Genomic DNA, 19,658 nt, shown 5'->3' with positions numbered 1-19,658 from the left:
CTATTAAATAATTCAATGTCAAAGGCTTATGAATTTGACAAATAAAAAAACGAGCATCAATGTGCTCGTTTTTCTAAATTGTTTGGATATATCAAACGTATCGTTATTTAATCTTACGGACTCTGAAACTGCGTCCCTTAAGTTTACCTTCACTAATCTTGCGCAATGCGATTTGGGCTTTGCTGGCGGCTACGGCGACGTAGGCCCAGTTGTCGGCTAGGTTGATTTTTCCTACGTCTTTACCCGCGATGCCGCCTTTGCCTGTTAGTGCGCCTAGGATATCGCCTGCGCGGACTTTTTGCTTTTTACCACCATCGATTTGCAGCGTTGCCATGGCCGGTTTTAGCAGTGGCTTATCTAATACGCTGTTGTTTGGCAAATCGCTTGGCTCGACGGTGATGTTAGTGAATTCTTCGATACGGGCTATTTTGTTGTATTCCTTCTCGCTAAACAGCGAATACGCGCGGCCTTTAGCGCCTGCACGGCCACTGCGACCGATGCGGTGAACGTGTACTTCTGGATCTGGCGACACGTGATAGTTGATTACCGTATCGAGACTGTCGATGTCTAAACCGCGTGCAGCAACGTCGGTGGCAACCAAGATTGAGGCGCTTTTATTGGCAAAGCGAATTAGGGTTTGGTCGCGATCGCGCTGCTCTAGATCGCCGTGTAGAGCGAGGACGCTAAAGCCGTAATCTTTTAGATTACTAGCGACATCTTGTACATCGCGCTTGGTAGCACAGAAGATAACCGTAGATTCACTTTGCGTGTCTTGCAGTAATAAACGTACGGCGTGTGCACGATGACGGTTGTCGTCGACAAGGAAAAACGCTTGATTGATTGAGTTGTCATCGTGGGTTGAGGCCACTTCAATCGATACTGGGTCGTTCATTAGCTTTTTAGCGATTGGTTTTACGCCGTCAGGGAAAGTCGCTGAAAACAATAAGTTTTGACGCTTTGGTGGGCAAAGCGAGAAAATTAAATCAAGGGCATCAACAAAGCCCATTTCTAGCATACGATCTGCTTCATCTAGTACTAGCGTGTTGAGATGCTTTAAGTCGATACGACCTTTGCGCAGGTGATCTTCGATACGTCCCGGTGTGCCAACGAGGATGTGTGCGCCGTGCTCAAGTGAACCAATTTGCGGCCCCATCGGTGTGCCGCCACATAGCGTTAGTACTTTGATGTTGTGAATCGCGCGCGCCAGTTTACGGATTTCTTTAGCAACTTGGTCGGCGAGTTCGCGAGTAGGACATAAGATTAGCGATTGTACGCGAAACTTTTTTACATCAAGGTTGTTAAGCAATCCAAGACCAAAGGCGGCAGTTTTACCAGAACCTGTTTTACCTTGAGCAATCACGTCTTTGCCTTCCAAAATCGGCGGCAGACTTTGTGCTTGAATTGGCGTCATCTCGTTATATGACAAGGTTTTTAAGTTCTCTAGCAGCGATGCGTTGAGAGGCAATTGAGAAAAGCTAGTTGATTGCACAGTGATGGCCTTGAATGATTGAATTGGGCGCTAGTATATAGGATTTAATTGATGGTTATTAGTTTGGCGCTCAGTTGTGTGCAGCAAACGAGGTAAAATATTTAATTATTGGCTCTAAATTGTTGTTGAGCACTGTATGATGTGCCTATTGGAATTATTCGTGTCGCGCACTAAAGCGCACGTAAAGGAAATAATTTGAAAAAAGTCGCTATCTTCGTTGATGTCCAAAATATTTATTACACCACTAGAGATACTTACGGTAGGCCGTTTAATTATCGTCAGTTTTGGTTTGGTATTGCACAAGAATATGAGATTGTCGCCGCTTATGCCTATGCAATTGATAAAGACGATGTATCACAACAGAAGTTTCAAAGTGCGCTGCGTCATATTGGGTTTAACGTTAAATTAAAACCCTTTATTCAGCGCCGTGATGGCAGTGCAAAGGGCGATTGGGACGTTGGAATTACCATTGATGTGCTTAAACACGCGCCTGATGTCGATGAAGTGATTTTGTTATCGGGCGATGGTGATTTTGCCATTTTGCTTGATGAGCTGCGCGATACTCACCAAGTTTCTAGTCAGGTGTTTGGCGTGTTAGATCTCACAGCTGGTGCGCTGATTGAAGCTGCTGATGAATACACGCCGATTGAAAAACGCCATTTACTGTAACTCAGCAATCACCCTTAAAAAGGTAGCTGACACTCGATTGCTTTACCGTTTTCATTGAGTTTGAATAGTCGCACGCTAAGCGGCATTTGCGGTGAGGTGTTAACCGTCAATGCCATTTTGTGATCGTCACTCACTGTGTAAAGCTTGCTCTGCCAATGGTCGCTATTGTCATCTCGGGCTTCATCGAAGCTTAAAACTATATTCTCTTTATCACTTACGTCAAAACTAAATTGATGCAGTGGGGCGGCTAAGCCATCGCCACAGGCTTTGATGTATGACTCTTTGAGTGTCCAATAATCGTAAAATCCACGTTGTTGCTCATCATCTGGCAGTGACTGTAACGCTGCTGTTTCGGCGGCACTAAAATAACGTGGCGCGAGTTTTTTGGTGTCGCTTTTGCGTTTGGTGTATTCGACATCAATGCCGACAGGTGTATTTTTAGTGACTGCTAAGGCAATCAGCTGGTGGGCATGGGAGAGGTTAAATTCAAGCTCAGTTGGTTGGCTATTAACCTCTTGAATGAAAGGCTTACCGTTCCAGCCTTTGTCAAACTGCCAGTCGGTCGCTTCAATATCTGCGTATTGTGATAATACACTGCGCACAAGACCACGGGTAATTAGCGCGTCGCGCTTGCCATCATCGCTATACTTTTTTTGCGCCTTGTCACTTTCTTCACGGCTGATTATTTGCTTATACTGGAAAAGCACATCACTGGATAAGCTTTGTGGCTCGACGAGGTAAATGTCGATGTGATGTTGTTCTATAGTGCGTTGTGGCAAAGCGCTGGCCTGAGTCATGCGAATATTGGCACTAGTTTATCAGACAAATTCTCTACCTTCTAAACCTATCCTAAATCAACGTTAAAACGAGTTTTTAACACTGACCATAAAACGCACGCTATCGGCGTGTTCTCGCTCGGTGAGGGGGACGGCCAAATCAATGTGAATAACGTGATTAGCATCGGCGCGACTTGGTGTTAACCGTAGGCCTGCACCAATATTTGCCAGCCATGGTGTTTTTTGCGAAGTCGCATTGGCTAATGGACTTTGTTTGCCCCAACTACGGCCAATGTCGGTAAATACGGCTCCGGCGACGCGGATCAGTTTCCACCAGTACTGATCGGTGTAGTAGCGCTGTTCTAGTTTCAACACGGCGTTTCTATCGCCAGTTTGAAAGCGCACTGGATACCCACGCATACCGGTATCGCCACCGAGAAATAGTTGATTTTCAATATATGGATTTTTCAGTAAATTGTAGTTAACGCCAGCAAAGAATACGCGATCTGAGGTGGAAAAGTGATAATACTCGCCGTTAAAGTTGGCACTGAGGTTTTTCGTTGTACTGCTGTCTTTGAGGTAGTGACCGCTTACACTGCCTGATACTGCAATTAGCTCTTTATCAAATTTAAAGGCATTTTCAGAACGCACATGAAAGATGTAACGCGACTCGTCATCGCTCCACGATGATGGGCTATAACCAAGGCTAGCGGAGAAGTTGCGGCCAAGGTTGATGTCTTCGGTGCGCTTGATTGAATGAAAGTTGGTTAGGGTGGTGTAGTGATCTTGCAACAGATTAAATTCAATCCACGGGTAGATACTTTTACGCGAGTTAAGCGGCTTTAATTGCGTGGTGTTTTCGGTTTTCCAAAAAGTGTCTTCGACAAAACTAACGCCGTAACGCCAGCGCGTTGTTTTGTCTTTGTGATAACCATTTGAGTGCCCCCAATAGGCCGAATAGTGCTTGAGTTCGTGACCAATGTCAGTGAGTTTATCTTTGTTCAAATAAAGCGGATCTTCGCGTTTTTCGTTGAGATAGCTTACGCCATAGCTATCGACACTGGCGAAGGAGTAAAAAGGCTTGTTAATGGCGATAAAATGACGGTGACCATCGCTGTTATCGCTAATCTCTAACTCATTTTGAATGTGTGTACCACCAACATTGGGATCGCGATAAATAAACGCGAATTCACTGCGTTGATCGTCTTTTGAACGGGCAATCGATATCAGTTTTCCTGTGCCAAGAAAGTTTGATTCTGTAATAGATGCGCGCGTTTTAGTTTCATCGCCATTGTGAGAGACGTTAAAGGCAGGCGTAATTGACCAAGTATCTCGGGTGGCAATGCGCAAGTCGACGGTGTCATTACATAATGAAACTGGCTCGATACGGGCATCGTAGAGGAATTTTTGATTGCGCAATAAGCGCTCAGATTCTCGTACTTTGACTTCACTGAAAGATTCGCCGCGTTTAAATGACAATTCCTGCTCAATTACTTTTTCTTTGGTGACGGTATGAATGCCATTAAGCCATTGATAGAGCCAGTTTAGAGAGACAGAATCATCATCACTGAATACGTTGTAGCGGGTGTATTGAATGTCGCCTATCTTTTTGCCGTCGAGAAATTTTGGGATCTCGATGGGTGGTGTCTGAAATTCACTGTCTGGCACTGGAACTTTTAAGTGCCATTGGCATTGCTGCTTTACGGTTGAAAGAGTTTTGGCGCGCGGTTCATCCTTTGCTGTGGCGGCAAATGCGGAAGCTGCAAATAATAAAGAAATGATAAGTATACCGCTGCGCAATGTGTAGGACTCCTTGTCGGCTAATTTAAGCATATGATAATTCTTTGAATTTGGGAACGTTATCAGCTTAAAGTTTTATAGATTGACGCTGGATTAATGGCTCGGAGCGCAGGATAATAGGCGAAAAAAATTATAGTGAGCAAAATTTATGTTGAGGCATCAAGTTATTCCCGTGACCGCATTCGCGCAAAATTGTAGTATTTTGTGGTGTGACGAAACTAAGGAAGCGGCGGTTGTCGATCCCGGCGGTGATATCGAGAAATTAGTGGCGTTTATTAATCAGCAACAACTTCATGTTAAGCAGGTGTTGTTAACACATGGGCACCTTGATCATGTTGGTGCTACTGCTGATGTTGCTAGCGCTTATAACGTGCCTGTGATTGGCCCTCATCAAGGCGATGCATTCTGGATTGATAATCTCGCGCAGCAAGCGCAAATGTTTGGTTTTGCTACCCCGAATAATTTCACGCCGACAACATGGCTTAATGATGGTGACGTGGTTGAGGTTGGTAAGCAATCACTTAACGTTGTGCATTGTCCGGGCCATACTCCTGGTCATGTGGTGTTTTATCATCAAGCAAGCAATCGCGCTTGGGTTGGTGATGTAATTTTTGCTGGTTCAATTGGTCGCACTGATTTTCCACAAGGCAATCATCAGCAACTTATCGATTCTATTTGCAATAAATTATGGCCGTTAGGTAACGAGGTGGAGTTTATTTGTGGTCATGGACCTAATTCCACTTTTGGCAAAGAGCGTGCATCGAATCCTTTAGTTGGTGATCGTGTAACGGGGCGAGCTTAAAAATAAAAAAGAGCATTAGGGCCTGTTGATCTTTGGTGAAGGTTTTTGCAGCGAGTTGTTCGGGTTTTATACAAGGAAGAGCCTGCGACGCTTAGCGGGCTAAGCTAGCAGAGGATAACGCCGTAGAAATCACGAACAAACGCTGTCCTTCGGATGCAATGACAAGATATTTTCACCGCGTTATTCGTCGCTCGCCTATGACTGCATGGATGCAGGAAGTAGAGCGACTCAGGAGACAAAGCCGAGGTAAACTAGGCGTCGCTCCTTATGCCTTGTGAAAAAGCCTTGTCAGTTGCACAAAATTCATCCTCGAATGATCAACAGGCCCTAGTTTCCTAAAGCTCTTTTTTGATGTTATTCCACTGGTAAAACTGGTGTTGGTTTCCCACTTTCGTCAACAGCAACGAAGCTAAAAGTACCTGTAATGGCTTTCTCGCGGTGGTCGTGGTACATGTCTTCAACGTAAATATTCACTTCCACTTTAATACTGGTGTTACCTACGTGGATCACTTGACCAATTAACTCTACCAAGCTGCCGCCGGGGATCGGGTGTTTGAAGTCAATCTTATCCGACGATACGGTAACTAAACGTTTGCGACAAAAACGGGTGGCGGCGATAAAGGCGGCTTCGTCCATCCAAGCTAGTGCTTGACCGCCAAATAGCGTGTCGTGGTGGTTAGTGGTAAATGGGAATACGGCTTTGGTGATGCGCGATTGACTCTTATCGAGGCGCTCTAAAATTTGCGGATCTGAAATCATTGAAGTTACGTGTTGAAAAAAGGACGCCGGATTATAGCAGTCAAAAATGGCTTTGACTGCTATTTCACGTCTAATGTAGTGGGGTTTTACTGTTTTTGTGTCATGAGTCCTTGATAACCACCACCGTTATGAAGATTGGTGTAACCAGCTTTAGTTAGCGCCGCAATCGCTTTACCTGAGCGGTTACCGCTGCGGCAGTACAGAACAACGCGGCGATCTTTATTGATGCCTAATGCGGTAAATTGTTTTACGGCAATATCGTGTGGAATATTTAGGGCGTTCTTGATATGGCCGCTAGCAAACTCTTTAGCACTGCGCACGTCGATCACTAATACGCCGTTATTAATATCCTGCCATGCGATTTGTTCGCGAGATGCTTGCTCGGCATTGGCGCTATTTACGCTGATTAATAGGGTCATTATTGTGGTTAGTACTAATAGCATTTGTTTCATGTTGTGCTCCTTTCTTTTATTTCGCAGTCTGATTTCATGCCAAGGCGCTTAAATAGCCATGATGCAGGGCAAAACTTACTAATGGAAAATTGCATCATATTAAGACCAATAAACAGGGTAAAGTACACGAAATTTGGGTGTACCATCTGGGTTAAAACAACTGACAGAATAATCATAATGCCAGCAAACATAAAGGTTGCGCGTTGATATGTCATAAGGTTCTCCTGATTCAAAAATCTACTAAAAATAAAACGTGATTCGCAGTGCTGCGTTATCAATGGTTTTTAATTGGCCAAAGAAGGTGTCGCTGTGACCATTAAGGTTATTAATGTGACCACTCAAAATGATTTGATCGCTATAGCGGTAGCTGCTGCTAATACGTAAATAATTGTCGTGATGGTTTGGCGAGTGAAATAACATGAGTTGGCTATTCCAATTGTCATCACTAGAGCGATAGTTAAAGCTAGTGGTTATTAGCTGACGGTTGTCTAGCGTATGAGAGGCGTATGGATTGCTGTCTTGCTCTAAGTGCGCTTGTAGCGATAGGTTTAGGCGCGGCATTATTTCGCGCTCAAATCCAATTAAATAGCGCTGCTGTTTACTGCTTTGCGCTAGAGAGTTATCGAGCCAATAATTGGAAAACTCTGCTTTAAATAAACCACCCGCCAGCGGTTTTACCATGCTGGCACCAAGACTTTTTAGTTGCTGATATTCAAACCGTCCAGCGATAAATTGCGGTGTGTTGCCAATGCCGTCACTGGCGTAAAAAGCGTAGTCTGTTTGTCCGCTGCTAAAATAGTAACGGGCGTGAATACTGCTATCACTTGGTGATGTCAGGCCGCTGATGGGCTGATACAAATCATCAACACTGTGCTGTGATTGATAGACAACATCGAGACTCGATTCGCCAAAAAAATAACTCAGTTTCAAGGCGTCATTTGGCTTTTTCAGATAGCTAATATCATCGCCATTAAAAAACGATTGCCAATCTTTAGCAAACAGATCGTTAAGGAAAATAAACTCACCTAACCCCCAACTCAGGCTCTGCCTGCCCACTTTAAACGACAGGCCAGCCAGCGCTGAGTCGCTAATTGTCTCATTATCACTATTGGCAAAATCGACACTAACTGCCAGCTCTCGCACTTGATGTTGCCAATCGCTTTTGAGCAGCAAGTATTGGCTATCAGCTTTAAACTGCGCTTGGAAAAGTTCCCCTTCATATTGGGTCTCAAGGCGCAAGGTAAGATCTTTGGCGCTGAAATTTGTAGATTGCGGTTGAGTTGACAGAAAACGACCTACCTTACCTTGAACAAAGCCGTTATAGCTCCATGGTGAGCTTGGTGTCTCTTGCCAATCGTCCCATTCGTCGTCATTGGCGTGTACATTTGTTGCGCACAGTAACAGAGACGCTGAAACCAATAACGCTGGCAATAATGTTGGTGGTGAAAAGCGATTCATGAGCTATTTCAACCAGCGTTTAGGTGGATTGCGCAGACTGCGCTCGGAGAATACTGTTTGCGGAATACCTTTGTTGTATTTCACGCCCTTAAATTGCATTAAGGTTTTGGCGCCGGTGAGCGGTAAACTCACTTGCGAACTAACTACCGTTGGATAACCGTCGATGACTTTGATCTTTTTCGCTTCGATGATGCGATAAACATCGCCATTATTATTGGTGTAGCTAATCTTCGTCGGCAGCATCACATCTTTTTTGATCTCCACCATATAGCTAGCAAACTCCACCACGCTTGGATCTTTTGGCACAGCTTTGATGATGTAATGAGTTGGCGTTTGCTCAATAAGCTCAAAGCTATCTAATGAGGTATTACGCCCAGAGATATCTTCATAGTAGAAATGCGAACCCACAAAACTGGTGCGTTTGTCACTGGCGGAAATGCGTTTTACCAAATCAAGAGCTGGTAAAAATAGCCAGCGATCATCATCGGTAGTAATGTGCTTTTCAACTCGAAACATCATGCCTTTAACATCAGACGGGCGTGAAAAGGCGATAAGGAATTGTTGATCGCCACCATCTTCAATGTCACGACGTAGTACGTTAAATTGACGCATTTGCACGCGGCCTTGCTCGTCGATTATTTTCATGCGCGCGGCACTTGAACCATCATCTCCTTGATAAAATGCAGCATGATTAGCGCGTTTAATGATTTCGTCCACTGAAAGTTCGTTCGCATTGATTGAAGTTGTTGCCAGTGCCGTAATAAATAAAGAAGTAAGTAGTTTCATTGTTGACTCCTAAGCATTTGACTTATCAGTGACGGATAACACCGCAGGAATAAGGGTAAGTGTGACAAACGCTGATAACAGCATGATGCTTGCTAAGAACAGACCCACAGTGACATAAGGCACTAATGGTGCGAAAAGCAGTGGGGTAAAACCTAATGCAATAACAATGGCGTTGCGGGAAATTGCTCGCGCTGGCTCTCTAAACATCGCTTCTATAGCTGCAATGGCACTTTGACCTTGTTTGCGGAAGGTGCGATAGCGCTCGATAAAGTGGATGGCAAAGTCCACCGATAGACCAAGGGTTAGCGATGACAGTACGGCAATTGGCATATCGTAGTCTTTGCCAATCCAGCCAATAACGCCGTAGATTGAAATAATGGTAATTGATAATGGCAGCATGGCGAGCAGGCCATAGCGAATAGAGCGAAATAGGGCTACCATCATCAATAACACCAGTACAAAGGCGCTTAATAATGATTCGAGCATGCCTTCAACCATTGCTTGTTGCCAAATAACGTTGATGTAAGCTTTGCCCGCCCAATTAATGCTCATACCTTGCGGCAAAGGGTTATTGGCTAAATAAGTATTTACGCTGTCAATGACTTCCATCATTGCCTGATTATCACCAGTGTTTAGTTGTAACCAGAGCAAGGTTTTGTCTTTGCTCGGTGTCACAAAGTGATTGAGATCGCCAGGGCGATGTGACGATTGATATTGCAATAATACTTGGGCAACTGCGTCACTGCTGCTTGGCAGCCTGTAATCAGCATCTTGGCCGCTGAGCAATTCACGGTTAACGGTTTTAGTGATATCGCTTAGCGAATTAACCTTGCCAACATATTGGTTTGCGCGCAGGTGAGTGGCAAGGTTTTCTATAACATTAAGCGCGGATGGCTGATAAAAATCTTGCTGTGAGCGCAGTGCATTAGTCATGATTTCTAATGAACGATCGACAAAATCACTCTGTTTTTCATTAAGTTCACCTTCAAAACTTATATCGTCAAAGGCTTGTGCTAATTGCGCTAATGAAGGTTTAGTTATCCATTGTGGCAGTGTTAAATCATGGCTATTAGCTTGACCAATTAAGCTATCGACAAGGCCATTTTGTTGGTGGTTGTTATCGTAATTCAACACAAGATAAGCGTTGTAGGTACCTGAAAAATGATGATTTAGCACGCGATCACTGACGCTGATTTGGTGATCTGATTTAAACCAGCGCACCGGATTATCGTTAATCACTATATGACTAATTCCAACAATACCAATGGCAGTAATAGCAATTAACGACACAATAATAGTTTTGTTGGCATTGACTGTGAAGCGAGATAAGGCGATCAACCCGCGCACGAGCATAGTGGGCTTTTCGTCATCGCTTTGTGATAAAGCACTAATGGTTTGCGGGTTTAAACGGGATAAATACGCAGGCAATAGGGTCATTGTTAGGATAAAGGCGACAATAATACCGCTGCCGACGAATCCGCCGAAGACTTTCACAGGTGGAATTGGCGTGAGCATTAGCGAATAAAAACCAATAGCTGAGGTTAAGGTAGTAAATAGCATTGGTTGAAACAAGTGACCGATGACATCGCTAATGGCATCTTCGGTGGATTGTTCAATGTTATAGGCGCGGTTGTGTTGCAGTTTTTCTTTAAACTCAGATAACACGTGAATAGCGTCCACCACGGCAATTGGCATCAAAAAGATGGCAATCATCGATGACAGAATATGCACCGAAAAACCAAGCGCAATTAAACTGCCCATGGTAATAACCACCGTGCTCATAGCTACCAGCATTGCCCCCATAGTGACAATGGCTTTACGTAAAAATAGCCACAACATGGTAAAGATCATTAAGCCTGCTAATGGCGCACTAATCGCCATTTGCACAAACATTTCATTGCCAAATTGGTTTTCTGCAATGGGTAGTCCGGTAATGAAATACTCATTACTTTGATCTTGCGTGGCGATAAATTCACGAACTTGCTCGGCAATGGCGTAACTAACATCGCTACTTTCAATAGGAATATAGATAGCGATGGCTTGATGATCGTTAGATGCTAATGTGTTTTTTAGCATTGGCAGGCGATTAATAGCTTCTTTCACTGCATCTGCTTGCATTTGGGTTTGCGGTGCTTTGGGCATTAGCCAGCTAAAACGCAGCGCTCCCTCTGATTCATTTTTTATATTGTCGACTAAACTGGGCGCCATCACTTCATTGGCGATAACACCGTCGATACCCACAACAAAATCACTGATGTGTTTAATGGTGGTAAGATTTTGTGGTGTATAAATTCCTTGCTTGTTAACAACACCCAACACTATGGCATCGTAAAGATTGAATTCTTTTTTCACTTGATTGTGGAAGACACGAGCCGGATTGTCTTGGCTTAGCATATTTTGCGGATCGGTATCTATATTGATTCGCGGAACTTGTGTCAGCAAGGCAATGGCAATAATGGCGACAACGGCATAAATGGTCTTTGGCCAATGGATTGCCCAGTGGGTAACCATTTGCGCTAAACGTTGATTGAAAGACAGTGTGTTCATGAGAGCATGTTCAAAAATAGTACAATGCCAGATAGTTTATATTAGTTTTTTCTAATGTAAAGTATTTATTAGGTTTCTCTAATGTAATGTCGAGAAAGGTTGAGAAAAACAATTACACAAATTTTATACAATTTGTGGTGAATTCGTTGACAGTGTCCTTTTGATAGCGTTGAATGGTTTATTAAGGACGAAATATCTAGCAAAACGGCGCTAGATGTTAGCAGTGAGTCTCGGGATTACTGCATAGCACAAGGACTTTGTTCATTCTCCTTACCATCTCAATGCGTTATTCCCACATTCAACATATTGATTGCAAGGGGAATAAGATGCTTATCAAATACCGCTTAATGTTCAATACTGCCTTACTCATTTTGAGTTTGCTGGTGGTCATTTCGGTCACTACTTATACCGAAAAAACAGTTGGCGATCTCAGTCATGGAGTGGAGATAACGGGAACCATTAAAAGCGACATTCTTGAGCTGCGCCGCAACGAAAAAGATTTTCTGGCGCGTAAAGACGATAAATATGTCGACAAATACAACAACAGATATCAAAAATTATCCGCAGATATTGCTGAGTTAAAAGCACTCTTTGTCCAATACGATTTAACCACCAATGAAATCGATGGCTTAGCTAACGCAACAGCAAAATACCGCGAACATTTTATGGCGTTAGTCGCCCAGCAAAAACGCATCGGTTATCATCCTAAAGACGGGTTTTATGGTGAACTTAGAGATGCGGCTCATCAGATAGAAGAGCAAGTTAAAGGTGGTGACCCTTCGCTGACCATAATGTTGCTGCAACTGCGCCGCAATGAGAAAGATTTTATGCTGCGCTTAGATACCAAGTACGTCGATAAATTTACAGGTAACTTTTATAAGCTTGAGCAATTAATGAAGAGCCAGAGTTACGGCAATATCGACGTGCTGCATAATTATTACGATAAGTTTATTCAGCTCACCCAAGCCAATGAAACCATGGGGTTGACGCCAAAGCTAGGTATTCAAGGCACCATGCGCTCGACGATTCATACTACGGAGGAAATGCTTAACGCTCTGATTATGCATAGTAAGGAAGAAATAACCGCTACTAATAGCTTAATGGCTTGGATTCTCTATGGTGCCTTTGCGGCGATTAGTGCATTAGCGTTAGTAGTTAACCTTGTTAACAGCAATCGTATTTTGCAAGCAATAGGCCGATTACGTAACTTAATGATTGATGTTGAACAAACCAATGATTTAACCAAGCGAGCCAATGACGTTGGCAAGGATGAAATTGCGGAAATGGCGTTTCATCTTAATCAGCTGCTCAAGAAGTTTGAAAGTATTATTGTCGATGTTAATCACAGCGTAAAAACACTTAATGGCGCTACCGACGACTTGTCGCATAGCGTTGGCGATAATCAGCAAAGCATCGAATCACAGCTTCATCAGGCGCAAACAGTAACTAGCGCGATGGAAAACCTAACCGCAACTATCGATGGTATAGTGGTTAATACCACAGACGCTGCATCAAAAGCGCAGCTGACTAACAAAAACGCGCTCGATGGTAATCAAGGCGTGCAAGCGACGATAACGCAAATTCAGCAGCTGTCCCATAACCTCGAACAATCACATACCGAAGCTAAAAAGCTGGTGAATGATAGCGAACATATCACGACGGTGATGGATGTGATCCGCGGAATCGCCGAACAAACTAACTTACTGGCACTTAATGCGGCGATAGAGGCTGCGCGGGCAGGTGAGCAAGGCCGTGGTTTTGCGGTTGTGGCAGATGAAGTACGAACGCTGGCAAGCCGAACCCAAGATTCGACCCAAGAAATCGAGAGCATTGTCGACACCTTGCAGCAGCGCAGCAAAAACATGATGGCGCTGATCACCGACTGTCAGCAACAAGGTGTAGAAAGCGCTAATAAGGCCGCTGCAGCAGGCGATATGCTGTCTGAAATTACCGAAAATATGGCGAGCATTTTATCTATGACCACTTCGATTGCCGATGCCATCGATCATCAGAGCCAAGGGGTGATGGAAGTGAACACTGGGGTTGAATCTATTCGTCAGCAAGTGGATAAAACGGCGCAGCATTCAAACAACAATGCGGCGCTTAGCGATGAGCTAGCGAAACATGCGCTGCACCTTAATGATGCCGTGGCGGCTTATAAGGTGGGTTAACCTGAGTTAGCACTTTTACTTAACATAAAAATTTACAAATTAAGGCGAGTATCAATGACATAAAATGTTAAATGATACTCGCTTTTTTATATTGTGATGAAGGAAGCGCTACACCTTGGCGCACTAGCTGACTATAAAGTTGGATGTTGCCCGCAACTCAATCAACATAAAAATTTACAAATTAAGGCGACTATCAATGACATAAAATGTCAATCGATGCTCGCTTTTTGACATTAGAGTAGGCTACACTCCGTTAACTTTAATAATAATGAATAAGGATATGGTTTGAAGCGATTACATTCTTTGCTTACTGGCACCCTGTTGTCTAGCGCCATGTTTACAGGCGCGTTAGCGACTTCTGTGATGTCACATTCCGCCGTTGCCGCACAAGGGACAACTCCCACCTTGAAACTCGACAGCTGTTTCGTTGCTGGTGTAACTAAACAACTGCAATGTGGCACATTAGCAGTGCCAGAGAACTGGCAAGCTCCGAGTGACAAAACACTCGATCTTAACGTGATTGTTGCCAATGCGGTTTCTCAATCGCCAAAAAGCGATCCGCTATTTTTATTAATGGGCGGCCCGGGCCAAGCAAGCTCAGAGCTGGTGGCTGGCTTGTTAAAAATCTTTCGCAGCGTGCGAGAAGATCGCGATTTGGTTTTCATCGACCAACGCGGTACAGGTAAATCAAGCGCGTTAGTGTGTGATGAAGAAGATGGCGATATTTACGAAGTGCTCAGCAGTGACTTTAACGTTGATGATGTTAAAAAGTGTATTGCCTCGTTTGATGTCGATTTATCACAATACAATACCAATAATGCCATTTTAGATTTTGACGCAGTGCGTGAAGCACTTGGCTATCAACAGATTAATCTTTATGGCATCTCTTATGGTTCACGCGCCGCCATGGTGTATATGCGCGAAAAACCAGCTGCATTGCGCTCAGTCATTTTAGATGGCGTAGTACCGCCACAGGTGGTGGTTGGTCCTATGGGGATCGAAGCTGAGCGTGCATTCGATATTATGATTGAGCAGTGTAGTCAAAGTGAGGCCTGTGCTAAGCAGTTTCCTAATTTCCTTGGCGATTATCAAAAAATCCGCGCCCAATTAGAACAAGCGCCGATCAAAACGATGATTGATCACCCTGTTACCGACAAGCCGATTGCGTTAAACATCGATAGTAAAAAGTTTATCAATCAAATTCGCAACATGTTCTACAGCGTTGGTATGCGTGAGTTAGTCCCTTATGTGGTGAGTGAATTTAGTAAAGGCAATTACAAACCTTTTGTTGGCATGATGTCGCAAAGTGAAGATTCAACCGGCGGTATGTATGTCGGCCTGACCTTTAATATTTTGTGTAATGAAGATATTCCTCGTGCAAGTCGCGATCTGTTAGCCAAAGACAGCGCCAATCGTTTCTCTGGTGCCCATACATTTGAAGTGTTCAGTAGCATTTGTGAGCACTGGCCAACTTTCGATGCGCCAGAAAACTTCGGTGATAAAGTTACATCAGATATCCCAACGATGTTGTTATCAGGCGAATTAGACCCTGTAACACCGCCTGCTTGGGGCTCATTGGCCGCTGAAGGGTTAAGCAACAGCAAACATTACATAGCAAAAAATGCAGGCCACGGACTTATCACCCAAAGCTGTGCCGCGAACATGATTAGTGAATATTTAGAAAATCTTAATTTTGATGATGTAAATAGTGCGTGTTTAGATAAGCAGCCACTGCCGGGCTTCTTATTAAACAACAACAGTAATATGGCTGTGCCTGCAAAAGACTCAGCGAAGGAGGCGAAATAGCCATGTTAAAAGTAGATAACTTATCAAAAACCTTTGGCGATTTTACCGCCGTTGAATCGGTATCTTTTGAAGCTAAAGACGGTGAAATCACTGGTATTCTTGGGCCAAATGGCGCCGGAAAAACCACGACGCTGCGCATTTTATACGGCCTGCTTAAGGCCAATACTGGTCACGCATTTATCAATGATATTGATGTGGCAAAGTCGCCGCTCGATGCACGCAGATCATTAGGCATTTTCCCTGACCAATTTGGTATGAGTGAGCGCCTAACTGCTCGTGAACAGATTGAATATTTCGCGCAAATGCACGGATTAACGGGCAAAGCTCTTGATGAAGCATTAGATCGCGTGATTAGTGATTTAGACATGCAGGATATTAGCGATCGCAAAACCGAAGGGTTTTCCCAGGGTCAGCGCATGAAGGTGACCTTAGCTCAGGCGTTAGTGCATCGTCCGCAAAACTTGGTACTCGATGAACCAACCCGTGGCCTTGATGTTATGAGTACGCGTCTACTGCGCGAGCAATTACTGAAACTCAAAGCCGATGGCCATTGTATTTTATTCTCAAGCCATGTGATGCAAGAGGTAGCGGCACTGTGCGACCGTGTAATCGTTGTCGCTAAAGGTAAGGTTGTTGCACAAGGCTCTCCGCAAGAGCTGTGTGAACTTGCTGGCAAAGAACATTTAGAAGACGCCTTTGTTGCGATAATTGGTACTGACGAAGGAGTTGCCGCGTAATGAGTATTTTTAAAGGACTGGTAGTCAAAGAATTTCGCGAAGCATTTCGCGATAAGCGCGCCATTATGGCGGCGCTGTTTGCCATTGTCACAGGGCCTATTATTATGGCCGCTGTATTGATGTTTCAACTTGACGAGCAATTGTCGGTGAAAGATAGCTATGTTGAATTTGTGGGAGAAGAAAACGCCCCAGAATTGATTAACTATCTTAAAGCACAGCAGTTTAAACCTATTGAAGAAGTGCCTGAGAGTGAAGCGGCGAAATGGAAAGAGCGCGAAATCGTTTTAACCATTAGCGATGATTTTGCCGAGCGCTTAAACGCTGGTAAACCAGCTAAGATCACGATTAAAGCGGATTACAGCGATAAAAACCTGCGTACAACGCTTGAGCGTATTGAGACCATTATTAATGCTTATAGCAGTCAAATTGGCACAACACGTTTATTAATGCGTGGTATTGATCCACGAATTACTCAGCCGATTACCATCGATGTTCAAAGTACGGCAACGCCTGAATCGACAAGTGGATTATTAATGGGATTAGTGGGCATGTTTATCATGATGGCGCTATTTACGGCATCGATGACTGCATCTATCGACACTAGTGCGGGCGAGCGCGAACGTCATTCACTAGAGTTAATTTTGTGTCAGCCTGTGTCAACGGTAAAAGTAGTATTGTCGAAAGTGGTTTGTGTAAGTGTTTATGGCGGTATTGCCTCAATTCTGACCATGTTCACCATGAGCTTTACCATGTCGATGTTGCCGATGGAAAAACTGGGTATTTCTATCATTATCGATCCGGTAACTATGATTTACATTACCTTGATGATTATTCCGCTGGCGTATTTAGCGGGGATCGCCCAGCTGTTTTTTGCATATCAAGCTAAGAGCTTTAAAGAAGCACAGTCTTATCTATCGATGATTCTGTTATTACCTATGTTAGTGCCAATGGCGGTGACTATTATGCCGCATAAACCAGCATGGTTAGATTACGTGCCGCTTGCGGGACAAAACATCATCATGGGTGATTTGTATAAAGGGGAAAGCTTGGATATTGCTGCATTCGCCTTTACGAATATTTCTACACTGGCGGTGGCCGTGGCGATGACATTGTTATTAGCCCGCTCACTGCGTTCTGAAAAAGTAGTATTAGGATTGAGTTAATCTAACCCAACGCATAAACGTATTAAGCCAGCGTTGAGCTGGCTTTTTTATGCGCGAAATTTAAGGATTCGCTAAATTCGAATTAACATCACCGAGGGGTAAATCGTCGCTATTTTGTTGCGATGGCGGCACTTGGTATTCCTGTTTGTACATTTCTACGCGATTACGACCATTGTTCTTAGCTTTATACAACGCTTGATCGGCCTGAGAAAACAGTTCGGGGATTTGCGCTTTATCACGCGGCACTATTAAGGAGATGCCAGCACTGATGGTGACCTTTAAGATCTTATCTTCAAACATAAATTTAGACTGTTCGATAATATCTACCACTTGCTGCGCAATATCACGGCAGGTGTGCTTGTCGCTGTCTTCGATGATTAAGCTAAACTCTTCACCACCAAGGCGGCCACAAACACACTCGTTTTCTGCGGCGACTTTTTTCAATAATCCCGCGACGTGGATCAAACAATCGTCACCGGTTTGGTGGCCGTACTTATCGTTAAAGCTCTTAAAGAAATCGATATCGAGCATCACAATAGCGATATAGGTTTGATTTTCGATACAGTATTCAAATCGTTGCTGTATTAAGTCGTCGATGCAGCGTCGATTGTTAAGCCCTGTTAATGCGTCTGTTTCGCTAATGAGTTTGAGTTTTTGCAATGCCTCTTCAAGTTGTGCTGTGCGCTCTTTTACTTTGACGTTTAGTTGAGCATTAATGTTCTCTTGAGCGACGGCGTAGGCGTGTTCCGCTTCAAGGCGTAATTGCTTTTCTTCGTTGTATTTTTCTGAAAGAGCGAAACTTAGGAGAAAGGCTTCGAACACTGAGCCTATTAAAATAAAGTTTTCGGTCAGCATATTTACTGGAATGATTTGCCACTTATTTAGTGCCAAAACTATGCCGCCACACAGCATTGCCCACCAACTAATGGTGTAGTACTTTGCGGCTTTCACACCTTGGCGCCATAAATAGGTACCGATAAACAATCCGCAAGAGCAGCCAAAGATAGATAAGGATATCGCGTAAATTACGCTTGTTCTAAACTCGACGAATGGCGCGATTAGCATCGAAATAAAAGAACCGATATAGATGGCGACGACCACGTAATAAAACTTTGGCATTCGCTCTTTGATCTGTAAAAAACTCTCGGTAAAGAGTCCAGCAAACAGAACAATACCACTGAGAAAGAGTACGATAATTCGGTCGTTCCAATAGGTTTGTTCCGGCCATAAATATTGAAAAGAGTAGCCTTTGAGGGAAAACAAAAACATAACCATCGAAAATACGTATAAAACGTAATAGAGGTAGCTTTTATCGCGAGTGCGGAAAAATATCACTAAGTTATAGAACACCATCACTAATAAAGCGCCCCAAATAACACCATTGGCAATGGACAGTGATTGGTTGTGTTCGTGATAACTAATGGGATGCCACAGCGTCATGGGGACTTGCAATGAGCTGCTACCGTGAACTTTTAACAAGATGGAGTAATCTTTGCCGACATCAAAATGTAAAGGTAGTAAAAAGTTGGTGGTATTTACTTGGCGCTCAAAATAGGGGAGTTTGTCGCCTAATTGTTTTATGAGCTCAATTGATTTTTTTTGATGATCTACAAGGTAAACGTCGAGGAAATCTAAAACGGGATAGCTGACTTCCAACAAATAAACACTGGTATTTGTGACTTGAGTGGAAACATCCACCTTGAGCCACCAAACGTCTTTGCTGTAGCCGACGTTAAACGCGCCATCGTCTTGCTGCCACTTTAAGCTATTGAGTTGTTGATAGTTGAGTTTGTCGGCAGAAGGATTGCTAACGTTAATAAAAGAAACATAAGAATCGAGTGAGACTCGAGTATAAGGATCCGACAGCGCCAACTTCTCGCTAGCAATTAAATTAGGCACTATCCCCAATAATAAAAAAATGAACGCTAATAGTTTTAGCCTCATGCCTCACCCCAAAAACCATCGAAATAATTAATACAAAATCATTACAAAGAAAGACATCAAAATGCTATGGTATTAAGGATGATTTACGAAGTAAATATTAATATCATCAAGCACTTACTAACTATATTATGATTATAGTCACCTTACCGTTATTTTACGAAAATATCAGTATATTTTGCCGTTATCCTGTCAAATAAGACTAATTAATTTAAATTGGCTAGTGCTTTATTATTGCTTTGTTGATGGTGTTTAGAAAATGGTTTTAGGCGATAAGGGAATGAGGCTCCGCTTGCAATAAC

16 protein-coding genes are annotated in these 19,658 nt (G+C 43.5%); 6 read left to right on the top strand and 10 right to left on the bottom strand.

All coding sequences use genetic code 11. From position 1 onward, the window contains the following. Window positions 1-103 precede the first annotated feature (103 nt). Entirely contained in the window at window positions 104-1,489 is a 1,386-nt protein-coding gene (gene dbpA, locus MHM98_RS04750) for an ATP-dependent RNA helicase DbpA (protein WP_239438131.1), read from the bottom strand. A gap of 195 nt (window positions 1,490-1,684) precedes the next feature. Here dbpA and MHM98_RS04745 point away from each other — a divergent pair, with 195 nt between their 5' ends. After that, complete coding sequence (locus tag MHM98_RS04745) at window positions 1,685-2,158, top strand: NYN domain-containing protein (protein WP_239438130.1); 474 nt, start codon at window positions 1,685-1,687, stop codon at window positions 2,156-2,158. Window positions 2,159-2,172: 14 nt separating this feature from the next. Here the strand turns inward: MHM98_RS04745 and MHM98_RS04740 are convergent, their stop codons facing one another. Together MHM98_RS04740 and MHM98_RS04735 are read right to left on the bottom strand one after the other, a co-directional pair. Continuing rightward, window positions 2,173-2,955 (bottom strand): 4'-phosphopantetheinyl transferase superfamily protein, encoded by a 783-nt coding sequence (locus MHM98_RS04740; RefSeq protein ID WP_239438129.1) that lies wholly within the window; start codon window positions 2,953-2,955, stop codon window positions 2,173-2,175. A 63-nt stretch (window positions 2,956-3,018) separates the two neighbouring features. Then, window positions 3,019-4,767, bottom strand: a complete 1,749-nt coding sequence (locus tag MHM98_RS04735; RefSeq protein WP_239438128.1) for a POTRA domain-containing protein — start codon at window positions 4,765-4,767, stop codon at window positions 3,019-3,021. A 118-nt stretch (window positions 4,768-4,885) separates the two neighbouring features. On the opposite strand from MHM98_RS04735, the gene MHM98_RS04730 reads away from it, so the two are divergent. Next, window positions 4,886-5,536, top strand: a complete 651-nt coding sequence (locus MHM98_RS04730; protein ID WP_239438892.1) for an MBL fold metallo-hydrolase — start codon at window positions 4,886-4,888, stop codon at window positions 5,534-5,536. A 354-nt stretch (window positions 5,537-5,890) separates the two neighbouring features. On the opposite strand, the gene MHM98_RS04725 is transcribed toward MHM98_RS04730, so the two are convergent. The 6 genes from MHM98_RS04725 to MHM98_RS04700 form a co-directional block, all read right to left on the bottom strand. Then, window positions 5,891-6,295 carry an acyl-CoA thioesterase gene (locus MHM98_RS04725; RefSeq protein WP_239438127.1) on the bottom strand — a complete coding sequence of 135 codons (405 nt, stop codon included), beginning with the start codon at window positions 6,293-6,295 and terminating at the stop codon, window positions 5,891-5,893. A gap of 86 nt (window positions 6,296-6,381) precedes the next feature. After that, complete coding sequence (locus MHM98_RS04720) at window positions 6,382-6,747, bottom strand: rhodanese-like domain-containing protein (RefSeq protein ID WP_239438126.1); 366 nt, start codon at window positions 6,745-6,747, stop codon at window positions 6,382-6,384. Then, a complete protein-coding gene (locus MHM98_RS04715) occupies window positions 6,744-6,962 on the bottom strand; it encodes a YgaP-like transmembrane domain (RefSeq protein WP_239438125.1) in 219 nt (72 codons plus the stop codon). The genes MHM98_RS04720 and MHM98_RS04715 overlap by 4 nt, the downstream gene beginning before the upstream one ends. Before the next feature lie 25 nt (window positions 6,963-6,987). Continuing rightward, on the bottom strand, window positions 6,988-8,205 hold the full coding sequence (locus MHM98_RS04710; RefSeq protein WP_239438124.1) for a hypothetical protein: 1,218 nt from the start codon (window positions 8,203-8,205) through the stop codon (window positions 6,988-6,990). Window positions 8,206-8,208: 3 nt separating this feature from the next. Beyond that, window positions 8,209-8,991: an outer membrane lipoprotein-sorting protein gene (locus MHM98_RS04705; RefSeq protein ID WP_239438123.1), complete on the bottom strand. Its 783-nt coding sequence runs from the start codon at window positions 8,989-8,991 to the stop codon at window positions 8,209-8,211. 9 nt (window positions 8,992-9,000) lie between these two features. After that, window positions 9,001-11,538: an MMPL family transporter gene (locus MHM98_RS04700; RefSeq protein WP_239438122.1), complete on the bottom strand. Its 2,538-nt coding sequence runs from the start codon at window positions 11,536-11,538 to the stop codon at window positions 9,001-9,003. A 326-nt stretch (window positions 11,539-11,864) separates the two neighbouring features. Between MHM98_RS04700 and MHM98_RS04695 the strand changes: the two genes are divergently transcribed. The 4 genes from MHM98_RS04695 to MHM98_RS04680 all read left to right on the top strand — a co-directional run bounded on the left by MHM98_RS04695 (window position 11,865) and on the right by MHM98_RS04680 (window position 17,415). Further along, window positions 11,865-13,709: a methyl-accepting chemotaxis protein gene (locus tag MHM98_RS04695; RefSeq protein ID WP_239438121.1), complete on the top strand. Its 1,845-nt coding sequence runs from the start codon at window positions 11,865-11,867 to the stop codon at window positions 13,707-13,709. 285 nt (window positions 13,710-13,994) lie between these two features. Continuing rightward, window positions 13,995-15,515 carry an alpha/beta hydrolase gene (locus tag MHM98_RS04690; RefSeq protein ID WP_239438120.1) on the top strand — a complete coding sequence of 507 codons (1,521 nt, stop codon included), beginning with the start codon at window positions 13,995-13,997 and terminating at the stop codon, window positions 15,513-15,515. A 2-nt stretch (window positions 15,516-15,517) separates the two neighbouring features. Beyond that, window positions 15,518-16,252: an ATP-binding cassette domain-containing protein gene (locus MHM98_RS04685; RefSeq protein ID WP_239438119.1), complete on the top strand. Its 735-nt coding sequence runs from the start codon at window positions 15,518-15,520 to the stop codon at window positions 16,250-16,252. Beyond that, a complete protein-coding gene (locus MHM98_RS04680; protein WP_239438118.1) occupies window positions 16,252-17,415 on the top strand; it encodes an ABC transporter permease in 1,164 nt (387 codons plus the stop codon). The genes MHM98_RS04685 and MHM98_RS04680 overlap by 1 nt, the downstream gene beginning before the upstream one ends. 60 nt (window positions 17,416-17,475) lie before the next feature. Here MHM98_RS04680 and MHM98_RS04675 read toward each other — a convergent pair whose 3' ends face one another. After that, window positions 17,476-19,359, bottom strand: coding sequence for a diguanylate cyclase (locus MHM98_RS04675; protein WP_239438117.1), 1,884 nt, complete (start codon window positions 19,357-19,359; stop codon window positions 17,476-17,478). Between the last annotated feature and the right edge of the window lie 299 nt (window positions 19,360-19,658).

Origin of the sequence: Psychrobium sp. MM17-31, assembly GCF_022347785.1 — a bacterium.
Classification (GTDB): domain Bacteria; phylum Pseudomonadota; class Gammaproteobacteria; order Enterobacterales; family Psychrobiaceae; genus Psychrobium.
The sequence above is the reverse complement of the archived record's forward strand: the minus strand, read 5'-3'. Positions and strand labels throughout refer to the sequence as shown.